The 13,621-nt window shown below is 64.5% G+C and carries 13 protein-coding genes; 6 read left to right on the top strand and 7 right to left on the bottom strand.

Annotated features, from left to right (window positions below; genetic code table 11):
- The first annotated feature begins 48 nt into the window (after window positions 1–48).
- Window positions 49–747: a glutathione S-transferase family protein gene (locus B0T39_RS12220; RefSeq protein ID WP_081546947.1), complete on the top strand. Its 699-nt coding sequence runs from the start codon at window positions 49–51 to the stop codon at window positions 745–747.
- 51 nt (window positions 748–798) lie between these two features.
- The gene (locus B0T39_RS12215) at window positions 799–2,823 is read left to right on the top strand and encodes a M13 family metallopeptidase (protein ID WP_254894546.1); all 2,025 of its coding nucleotides are present in this window, start codon (window positions 799–801) and stop codon (window positions 2,821–2,823) included.
- A gap of 26 nt (window positions 2,824–2,849) precedes the next feature.
- Here the strand turns inward: B0T39_RS12215 and B0T39_RS12210 are convergent, their stop codons facing one another.
- A complete protein-coding gene (locus B0T39_RS12210; RefSeq protein WP_081546945.1) occupies window positions 2,850–3,626 on the bottom strand; it encodes an AraC family transcriptional regulator in 777 nt (258 codons plus the stop codon).
- Between the two features lie 95 nt (window positions 3,627–3,721).
- On the opposite strand from B0T39_RS12210, the gene B0T39_RS12205 reads away from it, so the two are divergent.
- Together B0T39_RS12205 and B0T39_RS12200 are read left to right on the top strand one after the other, a co-directional pair.
- Window positions 3,722–4,882, top strand: a complete 1,161-nt coding sequence (locus tag B0T39_RS12205; protein WP_081546943.1) for an MFS transporter — start codon at window positions 3,722–3,724, stop codon at window positions 4,880–4,882.
- An 81-nt stretch (window positions 4,883–4,963) separates the two neighbouring features.
- The gene (locus tag B0T39_RS12200; RefSeq protein WP_081547013.1) at window positions 4,964–5,335 is read left to right on the top strand and encodes a cupin domain-containing protein; all 372 of its coding nucleotides are present in this window, start codon (window positions 4,964–4,966) and stop codon (window positions 5,333–5,335) included.
- 58 nt (window positions 5,336–5,393) lie between these two features.
- Here the strand turns inward: B0T39_RS12200 and B0T39_RS12195 are convergent, their stop codons facing one another.
- A complete protein-coding gene (locus B0T39_RS12195) occupies window positions 5,394–5,930 on the bottom strand; it encodes a YfaZ family outer membrane protein (protein ID WP_081546941.1) in 537 nt (178 codons plus the stop codon).
- A gap of 92 nt (window positions 5,931–6,022) precedes the next feature.
- The gene (locus B0T39_RS12190) at window positions 6,023–6,664 is read right to left on the bottom strand and encodes a YceH family protein (protein ID WP_081546939.1); all 642 of its coding nucleotides are present in this window, start codon (window positions 6,662–6,664) and stop codon (window positions 6,023–6,025) included.
- A gap of 127 nt (window positions 6,665–6,791) precedes the next feature.
- Between B0T39_RS12190 and B0T39_RS12185 the strand changes: the two genes are divergently transcribed.
- The gene (locus B0T39_RS12185) at window positions 6,792–7,583 is read left to right on the top strand and encodes a TlyA family RNA methyltransferase (protein ID WP_254894545.1); all 792 of its coding nucleotides are present in this window, start codon (window positions 6,792–6,794) and stop codon (window positions 7,581–7,583) included.
- Window positions 7,584–7,643: 60 nt separating this feature from the next.
- Here the strand turns inward: B0T39_RS12185 and B0T39_RS12180 are convergent, their stop codons facing one another.
- Entirely contained in the window at window positions 7,644–8,120 is a 477-nt protein-coding gene (locus tag B0T39_RS12180) for a universal stress protein (RefSeq protein WP_081546935.1), read from the bottom strand.
- Between the two features lie 168 nt (window positions 8,121–8,288).
- On the opposite strand from B0T39_RS12180, the gene B0T39_RS12175 reads away from it, so the two are divergent.
- Window positions 8,289–8,609 (top strand): hypothetical protein, encoded by a 321-nt coding sequence (locus B0T39_RS12175; RefSeq protein WP_141111201.1) that lies wholly within the window; start codon window positions 8,289–8,291, stop codon window positions 8,607–8,609.
- Window positions 8,610–8,677: 68 nt separating this feature from the next.
- On the opposite strand, the gene B0T39_RS12170 is transcribed toward B0T39_RS12175, so the two are convergent.
- From B0T39_RS12170 to B0T39_RS12160, 3 genes are all read right to left on the bottom strand, one after another.
- Window positions 8,678–10,027, bottom strand: a complete 1,350-nt coding sequence (locus B0T39_RS12170) for a glutamine synthetase family protein (RefSeq protein WP_081546931.1) — start codon at window positions 10,025–10,027, stop codon at window positions 8,678–8,680.
- A 251-nt stretch (window positions 10,028–10,278) separates the two neighbouring features.
- Entirely contained in the window at window positions 10,279–11,886 is a 1,608-nt protein-coding gene (locus B0T39_RS12165; protein ID WP_081546929.1) for a methyl-accepting chemotaxis protein, read from the bottom strand.
- Window positions 11,887–12,074: 188 nt separating this feature from the next.
- Window positions 12,075–13,466, bottom strand: a complete 1,392-nt coding sequence (locus B0T39_RS12160; protein WP_081546928.1) for a DUF2252 domain-containing protein — start codon at window positions 13,464–13,466, stop codon at window positions 12,075–12,077.
- Window positions 13,467–13,621: the final 155 nt, after the last annotated feature.

Here is a 13,621-nt window from a genome sequence, read left to right as displayed (position 1 = left end):
TGCTAGTCTGCCTCAGTTCAATGTCATGTTGTCCGTGGGAGGCGCTTGATGATCACCCTGTACCAGTTCGGCCCGGCCATGGGCCTGATGGATCCCAGCCCCTTTGTGGTGAAGGCGGATCTGCTGCTTAAGCTGTCCGGCCTGCCGTACCGCCGCGTGCGCGGCGATATGCGCAAGGCCCCCAAGGGCAAACTGCCCTGCATCGACGACGATGGCCAGATGGTGCCGGACTCGACGTTGATCCGCCTGCACTTGGCGGACAAGCACGGCATCACGCTGGACGCCGGTTTGAACGCTGAGCAGAAAGCGCTGGCCTGGAGCGTGGATTGCATGCTGGGAGAGCATTTCTACTGGGGCATCGTGCATGAGCGCTGGATGGTGGACGCGCATTTCGAGCGCGGCCCCAGTGTGTTCTTCAAGGGCGTGCCGGCCTTGCTGCGCGGATTGGTGGTGGCGCTGGTGCGGCGTAAAGTGCGCGCCAATCTGTGGGGGCAGGGCATGGGGCGTTTCAGCGAGGCGGAACGCTTGCGGCTGCTGGAAGCGGACGTGGAGGCGTTGTCAGCCTTGTTGGGCGAGCGGCGTTATTTCATGGGCGACGCCGCCACTTGGATTGACGCCAGCGTTTACGCCTTCGTCAGCGGCGCGCTGACCGACGCCATGGGAGAAACGCCGTCGCGGGCGCTAGTGTCGGCGCGGCCCAATCTGGTGGCGTATGCGGAGAGGCTGCGGGCCGAGTTTTACCCTTGATAAGTTGGAGGGTCCGTCGCGACGCAACACGATAAAAGCAAAGGGGAAAAGATGAAGATGAACAGATTGCTGCCCTTGGCGGCCTGGCTGTGCGCGGCCGGCGCTTGGGCGGATAGCGGATTGGACTACGGCCGCTACGGCATTGATTTGAACGGCATCGATCCGGCGGTGCGGGTGCAGGACAATCTGTCGCTGCACGCCAATGGCCGCTGGATCCAGAACACGGTGATTCCGGCCGAGCGCTCCTCGGCGGGCGTGGCGGAAACCTTGGTGGACCGCAATCTGGAACGGCTGTGCCAGTTGATCGAACAGGCCGGCCAGCGTACGGACGGCGGCGCGGAGGCGAGGCAGATCGCCGCCTTGTACCGCAGCTTCATGGATGAGGACACCATTGCCCGGCGCGGGCTGGAGCCGCTGCGCGAATCGCTGCGGGCGGTGACCGGCCTGGGCTCGGCGGCGGAGGCGGTGCGCTATATGGGCCGCTTGCAGGATCAGCCGGTGGACACGCCGTTCCGCTTCTACGTGAGCCAGGACTCCAAGAATTCCGCCGCCTACCTGGCCGGTGTCGGCCAGTCCGGTCTGGCGATGGACCAGGACTACTACCTGGGCAAGTCCGCCGACTTCGCCGCCGCGCGCCAAGCCTATCTGGCCTATCTGACGCGCCTGTTCACGCTGGCGGAGCTGGACCAGCCGCAAAGCCGCGCCCGCGACGTGCTGGCCTTCGAGACCCGGTTGGCGAAAATCCAGTGGACCAATGTCGAGAACCGCGACATCCAGAAAACCTACAACAAGCTGAGCCTGGCCGAGCTGGCTCGCCGGCAGCCTGGCTACGATTGGCCGGCCTTGCTGAGCGATGCCGGCCTGGGCGCGGCCGAGCACCTGAACCTGGACCAGCCCAGCTATCTGGCCAAGCTGGCGCCGCTATTGCGGGACACGCCGGCGGCCACGCTGCGTAATTATCTGCTGGCGCGCACGCTGGACGCCTATGCGCCCAGCCTGACGCCGGCCTTCGTCGACGCTCATTTCGATTTCTACGGCAAGACGCTGGAAGGCCGCAAACAGAACCGGCCGCGCTGGAAACGCGGCGTCGCCATGGTGGAAAACGGTCTGGGCGAGGCGCTGGGCAAGCTTTATGTGGCGAGCTACTTCACGCCGGAGGCCAAGCGCCAGGCCGACGAACTGGTGCGCAATCTGTTGCAGGCCTACGACCAGTCCATCGACACCCTGGACTGGATGAGCGCCGCCACCAAGCGCCAGGCTCATATCAAACTATCCAAGTACACGCTGAAAATAGGCTATCCGGACAAGTGGCGCGATTACAGCGGCCTGCAACTGTCGCCGGACGATCTGGCCGGCAATGTGCGGCGCATCGCAGTATTCAACTACCGCTATATGAGCGGCAAGCTGGGCCAGCCGGTGGACCGCAAGGAATGGAGCATGACGCCGCAGACGGTGAACGCCTATTACAACCCGGCCAATAACGAGATCGTGTTCCCGGCCGCGATTCTGCAAGCGCCGTATTTCGACCCCGGCTTTGATCCGGCGGTCAACTACGGCAGCATAGGTGCCACCATAGGCCATGAGATCAGCCATGGCTTCGACGATCAGGGCAGCCAGTTCGACGGCGACGGCAATATGCGCAACTGGTGGACCGCCAGCGACAAGGCGCGCTTCAAGGCGGCCACGCGCAAGCTGGTCAAGCAGTACGACCGCTATCAGCCTGTGCCCGGCCATCATGTCAACGGCGAGCTGACGCTGGGCGAGAACATCGCCGACAACGCCGGCCTGGAAGTGGCGTACAAGGCCTATCGTCTGGCGCTGGGCGGCAAGGACGCGCTGGTGTTGGACGGCATGAGCGGCGACCAGCGTTTCTTCATCGCCTTCGCCCAATCCTGGCGCAGCAAGAGCCGCGATGAAGCCACGCTCAAGCAGCTGGTGTCGGACCCGCACACCCCGGACCTGTGGCGGCCGATCGGCACCGCCAGCAATATGGAGCCCTTCTATCAGGCCTTCGGCGTCAAGCCGGGCGACAAGATGTATCTATCGCCCAAGCAGCGTTTTCATCTGTGGTGGTGAGCCGCCCGCGGAGCGTGAAGCGCTGCTCAGACTGAGCGTTTGAGCTGGCCGGGCGTGAGCCCGGCGTGGCGGCGGAACATGGCGATGAAGGCGCTGTCCTGCGCATAGCCCAGCTCCGCCGCCACCCGGCTGACGCTTTCCCCCTCGGCCAGTAGCCGGCTGGCCTCCATCATTTTCAATTGCCGCCGCCAGGCGCTGAAGCTGAGTCCGGTCTGTTGCTGGAACAGCCGGTTGACGGTGCGCGCGCTGGCGCCGGCCTGGGCGGCCAGCTGCTCCAGCGCGGCCTCGTCGCCGGGCTGCTGCAGTAGCTGCTCGGCAATGCGCAGCAGCCGCCTATCCTGCGGCAAGGGCAGGCTTAGCGCCTGCTCCGGCGCGCGGCCGGCCTCGTCCAGCAACACCTCCACCAGCCGCTGCCGCGCCGGCTCCAGCGGCGTCAGCGGCCATTCCGCCACCCGCACGATCAACTCGCGCAGCAGCGGGCCGACGGCGATGACCTGCGGCCGTTGCGGCAGCGCGGGGTAGACTACGGGGTCGAAATACAAGCTGCGATAGGCGAAAGGCTTGCCGGTTTCGGCCTGGTGCCACAGCCCGGAGGGAATCCAGGCGGCCATCGTCGGCGGCAGCACGCAGCGGGTGTGGCCGATGCGGATCTGCAGCACGCCGCTGACCGCGTACATCAGTTGCGCGCGGCGATGACGATGCAGGCCGGAGTCGTGCGGCGCCGGCGCGTCTATGGCCATGCCGACGATGGGATCGGCGAGCTGATCCGGGTCCGGAGCGGTGATGGCCAGGTAGCGCGGCATCTTGTCCGATTCTCAATGTTTTATGGCTATCCATCGATAATAGACGGGCTTTCATCCTCCTACAATCCGTGCTCAATTGTTTTAGGGAGGACGAAATGAAAACCGCGATCCGGGCGGCGCCGCTGGCGCTGCTGATTTTATTGCTGGGTTTTCCGCAATTAAGTGAAACCATTTACGCGCCGGCCTTGACCGAGATCGCCCAGGCTTACCATGTCAGCGCCGGCCAGGCACAGTTGACGATGAGCGTCTACTTTCTGGCTTTCGCCTTCGGCGTGGTGTGCTGGGGCCGGCTGGCCGATCTGCGCGGCCGGCGGCCGGCCTTGCTGGCGGCCTTGCTGTGTTACGGCGCCGGGGCGGGCTTGGCCTGGCTGAGCCGCGATTTCACCGTGCTGCTGCTGGCCAGGCTATTGCTGGCCTTCGGCGCCAGCGCCGGCTCGGTGGTGGTGCAAACCATGCTGCGCGACCGTTACCAGGGACCGGCGCTGCTGGCGGTGTTCGCCACCGTCAGCGCGGTGCTGTCCTTGTCGCCGGCCTTGGGCCCGCCGCTGGGCGCTTTGCTGGTGGCCGGTTTCGGTCATCAGGGCGTATTCGCCGCGCTGTGCGCGCTGGCCTTGCTGTTGCTGACGCTGTCGTGTCTGTTTGCCGGCGAGACCCGGCCGGCGGATCTGCCGCCTCCGGCCGCCTTGGGCGCGGTGGCGGCCAGGATGGCGCGCGATCCACGGGTGCTGGCCACGGTATGGCTGGTGGCCGGCTTCAATCTGCTGTTGTTCGGCTTTTACACGCTGGCGCCGTTTACGCTGCAATTGCTGGGCATGCCACCCTGGCTGTTCGGCCTCAGCGGCCTGCTGGTGGCGGCGGGCGGCTTGTTCGGCGGCGCCGTCAACCGCCGCTTGGCGGCGCGCGGCGGCGGCGAGCGCTTGCCGCGTCTGGCCTTGATGGCCGCCGGCATGGCGGCCCTGGTCCAGTTGCTCAGCGGCTGGCCGGGTCTGTGGCAGCCTGTCGCCGTTGGCGTGCTGCTGCTCAGCCAACTGGCGATTTCCGCGGCCTTCGGCTGCGCGATTCCGCCGCTGCTGGCCGGGGCCTTGCGGGATTACCGCCAGGTACAGGGCACGGCCGGCGCGGTATTGGGCCTGATGTACTACCTGCTGATCGCCGGCGGTTTGGGTTTGCTCGGCGCGGCTTATCAGCCGTATACCTTGTACCAGCCCATGGCCATGGCGCTGCTGTGCGCGGCGATGTGGCCGGCGGCGCGGTGATTGGGCCGCTAGGGAGTTGAATATTCTGTCTGATTCATGGCATTGTGTTGAAAATTTCAAACAGCAATGGAGAGCAGCGCGATGAAGCAGGCCAGCGATATCATTGTGTTCCAGCGTCACGACGTGGCGCTGGAATCGTTTGTGGCGGCGGAAGATCGCCGCATTGCCGGCGAATGCCGGCAAAGCGTGGCCAACCATTATTCAGATCCCAGCGGGCAGTTCCACGCTGGCATTTGGAGCGGCGGGCTGGGCTGCTGGAAAGTGCGCTACAGCGAACACGAGTTCTGCACGCTGTTGCAAGGACGAGTGAAGGTCAGCGACGAGGCCGGGAACAGCGTGGAGTTGAAGCAGGGCGATCACTTCGTGATCCCCGCGGGCTTCATCGGCACCTGGCAGGTGCTGGAGCCGGCGTGCAAGACTTACGCGGTGTTCGAAGCGCGCCACGCCGAGTGAGCCGCGACAAACAACAGCCCCGCATTGCGGGGCTGTTTTTCGTAGCGGCGGGCCGAGCTTAAAAGGTGAAGCCGGCGCCGATGTACATGCCGTCGGCCAGCCGGCGGTTGCGGTTGTTGTCCTTGCGCTCAATGTCGAAGTAGCGGTAGCCGGCTTCCACGGTGAACGGGCCGATCGGATTCCAGCGCACGCCGGCGGCGAGATCGCTCACGTTCTTGACGCTGCCGCTGGCCATGCTGTCGCCGGCGTAATAGGCCTGGCCGTAGAGGCTGATCTTGGGCGCGAGCTGGATGTTGGCGCGGCCGCCGAGCAAGGCGGCGGTGCCGGAACCGCTGTCCGGGTTCAGGCCCATCAGCTTGCCGCCGCCGGCCAGAGTGACCGGGCCTAGCGGAATGGCGAACTCCAAGCCGGCGCCGCCGGCGTTGCCCTTGTGGTCGCTGTTCAGGTAGTCGATGGAAAGGCCCAGACCCAGGCCTTGCGGGGTGCGGCTGAATTGCTGGAAATCCTTGCCGGCGATGAAGCTGTAATCGGCGGCGTGGGCGGCGGCAGCCAGGGAAAGCAGAGCGGCGGCGGCGCCCAGTTGCAGAGTTTTCATGGGGTCACTTCTCTTGGGTGAGTTAGACAACAAGGGAAGTGACCGCTTTTTAAATAACAAGTTCGACGCGCCGCCAAATATTCACGTGCGAATCATTCGTTGGCGAGCAGGTTTTCCAGTTCCAGCAGCCGGGTCTTGAGGGCGGCCACTTCCGCTTCCAGCGCGGCGACGCGGCCGGCTATGCCCACCTCGATCACGCCGCAGCCATTGTCGCCGGCGGCCGGCAAAGACGGCGGTTCGCCGCTGAGCAGGTGGGCCCAACGCGCCTCGCGCTCGCCGGGTTGACGCTCTAGCTTCAGCACCAGCGGCGGGTATTTGTCGGCCAGCGCGTTGAGCGCGGTCTCCACCTCCTCCACGCCGCTGAAACCGTAGATGCGGCCGGAGCGGGTGCGAATCTCCGCCGCGGTCTGCGGCCCGCGCAACATCAATAGCGCCAGCGCCGCCAATCGCGCGCCTTCGATGTTCCATTCGTAATTGAGCCTGTGTTCGTACTTGGCCACCCGGCTGCCGGCGGGCAGCCGCTCGTTTGCCAGTTTCTTGGCGATCAGGCTGTCCAGCGCCGCGCTGATGTCGGCTTCGGACAGTTGCATCACCGGCTCGCGGCTGGTCAGCTGATTGCAGGCCGAGGCCAGGCCGTTCAAGGTCATCGGGTAGGCGTCCGGGGTCAGCGCCTGCTTTTCCACCAGGGCGCCCAGCACGCGCACTTCATGCGCTTCCAGTTGATGTGTATCCATCCATGTCTCCGCTTGAGGCTGCCGACGCCGGGGGCGGCGGCGGGCCGGATTGGCATGTAGCGATTCTAGCGCGGTTGGAGGGGCCTCCGCACGGTGAGATCATGGTCTTGGCTTGACAGCGGCCGGCGTGCTTGCCACCCTGTGCGGTTTTGTCGATGGTTGGGAGAGCGTGATGACGCGAGTGGACGTGTTGCTGGTGGAACTGGGCTTGGCGGCTTCGCGCACGGCGGCGCAAAACTTGATCGCCGCCGGGCGGGTCAGTTGCGACGGCGCGCTAGTGAGCAAGCCCAGCCAGAAATGCGCGCCGGGCAGCCGTTTCGATATCGCCGCTGACCCGTCCGATCGTTTCGTGTCGCGCGGCGGCCTGAAAATGCTGGGCGCGCTGGAGTCGTCCGGCCTGGACCCGCGCGGCGCGCTGGCTTTGGACGTGGGCCAGTCCACCGGCGGTTTCAGCGATTGCCTGCTGCAACAAGGCGCGCGGAGGGTGGTGGGCGTGGACGTGGGCCACGATCAATTGCATTCGCGGCTGCGAACGGACCCGCGGGTGCGCTATTTCGAGGGAGTAAACGCCAGGGCGCTGGACCATGCCGCCTTGTTGGAGGCCAATGACGGGCGGCCCTTCGACCTGATGGTGTGCGACGTGTCCTTTATCTCTCTGAGCCTGGTGCTGCCGTCGGCGCTGCCCTTGATCCGTCCCGGCGGCCATCTGCTCAGCCTGGTGAAGCCGCAGTTCGAGGTGGGACGCGAAGGTTTGGCCAGGGGGGGCATCGTACGCGACGAGAGCCTGTACCCGCGGGTGCGGGAAAAGATCAGCGAAGCCGTGCGGGAGCAGGGTTTCGAACTGTTGAAGTGGTTTGACAGCCCGATCACCGGCGGCGATGGCAACCGCGAGTTCTTCATTTACGCGCGCAAACGCTGAGCGGCGCGAGGCAAAGCCTTTTTATGGTTTTGGCATCGCCACGGCCGCGTGTCGCGGTTATTATTCCGCTTGGCCAAACTCGCTTTGTTCGCTGCGCAGCACCATGACCGGGCAATTGGCCCGGCGCAGCAGGTTTTGGGCGAAGCTGCCCAGCAACAGGTGGGCGATGCCGCTGCGGCCATGAGTGCCGAGCACGACCAGATTGGCGTTGTGGCTGTCCGCGTAGCGCACCAGCAGTTCCGCCATGTCGGCGCCGCCGTCCCAGCTTTCCGCCATGTGGATCTGCACTTGTTCCACGCCGGCTTCCACTGCCTGCTTGCGCGCTTGTTCCAGCACGCGGTTGCCGTCGCGGAAGGCTTGATCGTGCAGTTCGTGGGTGCCGAGCAGGCCGACGCCTTCCACCGCGAGGTCGCGCAGGCTGGCGATGTGGAACAACGTCAGGCTGGCTTTGCAGAACTTGGCGATGCGAACGGCCTCCAGCAGCGCCTTGTCCGAATTGCTGCTGCCGTCCAGCGCGGCGATGATGTGTTGGTACATGTTCGATGTCCTTTATGGCTGGTGAGACGGAGGGCTATCGTGACAGCATATCGCGGCGGGCTGCTCAGGCCAAGTCGGCATAGGCCGGGCTTGACCTGGCGCAAAGCATTGACGAAGGGGCCGGTCGGTGTTTTACAATTCAATATTCAGTTAAAGGTTTGATTTGAAATGCTTGTTTTTCTATTGATCATCGGCGCGTGCTTGCTGGCTTTGCTGGGGTGGATTTTGCACTCGCGCCGCGCGCCGCGTCTGGTCAAAAGGACGCGGACCGAGGACAAGGTGTACGCCTTGAATACTCAGATCCGCGCGGTGGAGCCGCCGGAGCATTCCACGGGGATGGCTTTCGGCGTACTGCTCAAGGCTGCGCGCGGCGATCGCACCGCGGTGGAAAAGTGGATTGTGGCCGAGCAATATCGCGGCAACGTGCCGGTCAGCCGGGATGAGGCGATCGAACTGCTGGCGAGGCGGCTGTTATTGAGCCGCAGCTGAGGTTTTCAGCACGAGAGAATAAAAACAGGCCCGCATAAACGGGCCTGTTTGCATTGCTCCACGAGTTCTCAGGCCAGCAGGCCCAGGTATTGACGCTCCCACGGCGTAATCTGGCTATGGTAGTGGCTCAACTCCACCTCCTTCACCGCCAGGTAGGCGGCGCTGAACTCCGCGCCGAACAGCCGCTTGGCGGCGTCGCCGCCGGCCATGGCCTCGCAGGCCGCGTCCAGGGTGTTGGGCAGGCTGGCGCGCTCGCTCTTGAACACATTGCCGGTGGCGGGCTCGCTGGGCTGCAAGCGGCCTTCAATGCCCAGCAGGCCGGCGCCCAGGCTGGCCGCCAGCGACAAATAGGGGTTGGCGTCGCAGCCGGGCAGCCGGTTTTCCACGCGGCGGCCTTCGGGGCCGGACACCGGCACCCGCAGCCCCACCGAGCGGTTGTCCAGGCCCCAGCTCAGGTTGACCGGCGCGGCCATGCCCTTGACGAAGCGGCGATAGGAGTTGGGACTGGGGCAGAACAAGGGCATCAGTTCCGGCAGATAACGCTGCAGTCCGGCGATGAAGCCGTGGAAAGTGTCCGAGGCCTCGCCGTCGGCGCGGCTGAACACATTGTCGCCGCGCTGGTCCACCACGCTTTGGTGCAGGTGCATGGAACTGCCAGGCTGGCCCGGCAGCGGCTTGGCCATGCACACCACGCTGAGACCGTGGCGGTTGCCTATCTCCTTAAGCGCGGTCTTGAACAGGAAGGTTTGGTCGGCCAGCGCCAGCGCGTCGCCGTGTTTGAGATTGATTTCAAACTGGCTGGGGCCCATCTCGTGGACGAAGGTGTCGGTGGCGATGCCCAGCATTTCGCAGGCGCGGTACAGATCGTCGAAATACGCTTCCAGGTCGTTGAGCGAGGAGAAGCTGAAGGAGTCGAAACCGGCTTCGCGGCGGCCGCTGCGCAGCGTCGGAGGTTGAAACGGCTGTTGCGGGTCGCCGTGGGCGGAGAAGATGTAGAACTCCAGTTCCGGCGCCACCACCGGCGTCCAGCCTAGCGCCGCGTAACGCGCCAGCACCGCTTTCAGCGCCGAGCGCGGCGCCAGCGGCGTCAGGCTGCCGTCGTGATCGACGCAGTCGCAGATCACGCTGGCGCGCGGGGTCTGGGCCCATGGCACCTGACGCAGAGTGGCGAAGTCCGGCGCCAGGGTGACGTCGGGATCGTGCTCGCCGTAGAAGCGGTAGTCCGGAAACTCCCCTATGCAGCTTTGAATGGGCACCGCCCGCGCAATGCGCAGCGGTTGCCCCTTGATGAAGGCTTTGGCCGGCAGGGTTTTGCCGCGGGCAAAACCGTGCACGTCGGCGAAAGCCAGTTCTACGTCACGAACATTCTGTTGAATCAGCCATTCGGCCAAGTCCGCCGGGATGGTGGCCTGGGACATGAGTCTCTCCCGATGCGCTTGCGCGTTATTGTTTGCATGTTTGGGTCTGTCTGTCCGTGGCGTTGTTTTATTTTTGGAGCGTTTGCTCTGCGGCCATTATGCCATCAGGCAGGGTCGGGAGGGCAAGCTCGGAATGAAGGCGGCAAAAAGCCCCGGCGAACCGGGGCTTGGGGGAGGAGAAGGCTCCGAACGTGTTTCCAACGCCCTTTTCCATCGATCTCGCCGACGCGCAGCGGATCGCAAACAGGCTTTTAGAGGCGGAAGCGGCCCACGGTCTGCTGCAGGGTATCCGCCTGCTGATCGATGGCGCGCACCGCCTGCACGGCGTTGCTGACCGAGTTCTGGGTTTCCTCCACCACGCCGGCCACCTGCTCGACATTGCCGGCGATATTGGTGCCGGCCTGGCTTTGCTCGCCCATCGCCACCACGACATTGTGCACGTTCTCCAGCGCCTGGCTGGCTTGCTTGCTGATCGCGTCCAGAGTCTGGGCCGCCTGCTGCACCTGTTCAACGCCGCCCTCCACCGCCGGACGGATGTCGTCCATCTGATTGGACACGCTGCCGGTTTCGCTCACCACCGCTTGCACGATGGTGGAGATTTCATCGGTGGCGGTGGCGGTGCGTTCGGCCAGCTTGCGCACTTCGTCGGCCACCACGGCAAAGCCGCGGCCGGTTTCGCCGGCGCGGGCGGCTTCGATGGCGGCGTTCAGCGCCAGCAGATTGGTCTGGTTGGCGATATCGCGTATGGTCTCGGCGATGCCGCTGATGTTGCGAGTGCGCTCGGCCAGTTTGCCCACCATATCGCTGGCCGCATGTACCTGGCCGGCGATATTGCGGATGCCGTCGGCGGCCTGGGCGGCCAGCGCTTCGCCTTGGCGCGCTAGCTCCACGGTGCCGCGCGAGCCGGATTCGGTGTCGCGAGCGCTGGCGGTAACGTGGTCGATGCTGACCGACAACTGCTCAATGGCGGCGGCGGCGGAACTGGTGGAGGAGCTGGCCACGCCGGACACTTCGTGCACCTTGTCCATATCGCTGGACAGCTGGCGGCTGGCCTGGTTGATATTGGTGGCCGCCAGGCGGATCTCTTCTATCATCTGGCGCAGTTTCAGCTGCATTTCGCGCATGGCCGCCAGCAGGCTGTGCGGCGGGCCCTGCACCGCGATGTCGGTGCCCAGGTCGCCGTCGGCGATGGCCTTGACCACCTGCGCGGCGTAGTTGGGGTCGCCGCCCAGAGATTGCATGATGCTGCGCGACACCAGCAGGATCAGCCCGGCCAGCGTGATCATGCCGATGGCGGCGATGATGAGCAGCGTGCGCGCCTGGCTCCAGAACAGCTGGTCGATGTCGTCGATGAAAATGCCGGTGCCCACCATCCAGCCCCAAGGTTCGAAGCGCACTACGCCGTTGAGTTTGGGAAACTCTTCCTTGCTGCCCTTGCGCGAGGTCTGAATGGTCACCAGGCCGTAGTGGTCCTTCTGCAACGCCTCTTCATAGACCGCCACTGTGGTGCGGCCGTCCGGCAGCGTGCTGCCCATGTCCACTTTGCCCACCCGGTCCTTATTGGGGTGGAACATCACCACGTTTTGCGGATTGCGGCCGAAGAAGTAAATGTCGTCCACCTTGAGCGCGTTGAGCGCGGCGATGGCTTGTTTTTGGGCGTCGGCGCGCGGCAGGCCTTTTTCTTCCAGTTTCTGGAAGTGGCTCATGGTGCCTTCCGCCATGCGCAGCAGGTGGGTGATTTGTTCGCGCTTTTCCTGGCCCAGCGTGGCGCGGGTGGAGAGCAGCGCCACGGCCGCGATGCTGAGCAGAGCCAGCAGGCTGGCCGCCATGATGATGAACAGTCTGGTATTGACCCGCATGATGTTCGCTTTTCGAAGGTGGATGTCTGATTTTGGGCTGTCGGTCCTGCCTCTGCAGGAGGCAAGAGCAGGGCCGGGATTATCGCCTGTTCTAGTATGGTTTTATGACATTACAAGCTGCAAGATCAAGGATTTGGTATTAATACTGTAGGATTGGCGCCGCCGGCGGCGGCGCCGTTGCGGGCTTTTTAGTCGTGGACTTGCAGGCGGCCGCTGGCGATGGCGGCCTTGAACACCTGGTAATCGGCCTCAACTTGGTCAGCGTAGGCCAGCGCGTAGTCGGCGATGGCCTGATCCAGCTTGTCGCTGTCACCCACATAGCCCGCCAGTTGGGCGGCTTGGCCGCCGGATTTGGAATGCGCCCGCGCCAATGCCCAGGCGCAGGCCTGGCCGTAGGCGGTGAGCGCCTCCGGCGTGGCGAAGGCTTCCAGCGACGGCGCGGCCTTCATGTCGCGCAGCTGGCGCACGTAGAAGTGGCGGCCGGCGGGGCCGGTGGTCCAACCCAGAAACAGGTCGCTGGCGGCCTGCATCAGGCGCTGGCCGAACACGACTCGCTTGCCCTGGTGGCCGTGCACGCAGGCCTGGGTGTAGGGCTCCAGCACCGAAGAGCGTGCCTCCTTCAATTGCAGGAACAGCGGTTGGTCGAAATTGTCCTGCAACAGCATCACCAGACAGCGGGTGCCCACGCTGCCCACGCCCACTACCTTGAACGCGCAATCCACCAGCCGGAAGCGCTCCAGCAACTGGCGGCGGTCTTCCTTCAGGGTGACGATGTAGTTGTCCAGCATCGGCTTGACCAAAGCTTCGGCGTCGTCGGCGGACAGCCAGCTGTCGTCGTTGTCCAGTAGGGTGTTTTTGTCATGAAGGTGGAAGATCACCGGCGGATTGTCGCGCAGCCGCAGCGTGCCGTCCTCCAGTTCCGTCATCTTGGGCAGCAGCTTTTCCTGGGTCTGGTGTCTGGCCTTGTCGGACAGCTTGAGCATTTGCTGGCGGATGGCGTCGGTGGGCGCGCGCTCCAGTAATTGCTCGAAGCCCACCTTGGTGTACCACAGCTCCAATTGGCCCATGCGGGCGTACTCGTTGACGCGGCGGCGGTAGACCTCGCTGGCGCGGCTTACCATGTCCCGCGCCTGGCTTTCGCTGAAGCCCTGGCCGCGCGCGGCCAGCACCAGGCTGACCGCCAGCCGTTTCAAATCCCATTCCCACGGGCCGTGATGGGTTTCGTCGAAATCGTTGATGTCGAAGATCAGCTGCCGTTCCGGCGAGGCGAAGAAGCCGTAATTCATCAGGTGGGCATCGCCGCAGATCTGCAAGTTCAGGCCGCTGCTGGGATTGGAGGCCAGATCGGCGGCCTGAATCATGGCGAAGCCGCGGAAAAAGGTAAACGGCGATACCTGCATGCGGCTGTAGCGCAGCGGAATCAGGCCTTGCACCCGTCCCTGAGAGGTTTGCTCCACCATGGCCACCACGTCTCGCGGCGCGCTGAGCCGGTTTTCCGCTTGCAGGGTGCGGGAGCAGGATTGGCGCAGCGCCTTGCCGGCGGCGTAGTGCAGTTCGTACTTGGCGTGGTAATTGGACATGCGGGCTCCTGGACAAAGATCTCCTGTCCAGTGTAACCGCTGGAGAATTTTTGTCAGGTGGGAGCGGCGGCTTGGCTTATCCACAAGGTTGTCCCCGTTTCATCCACATTACACACAGCGCGGCTGGGTTTTAGAAAGTTGTGCACAAGGTGGAA

This window comes from Chromobacterium haemolyticum (assembly GCF_002081825.1).
GTDB lineage: Bacteria > Pseudomonadota > Gammaproteobacteria > Burkholderiales > Chromobacteriaceae > Chromobacterium > Chromobacterium fluminis.
The sequence above is the reverse complement of the archived record's forward strand: the minus strand, read 5'-3'. Positions and strand labels throughout refer to the sequence as shown.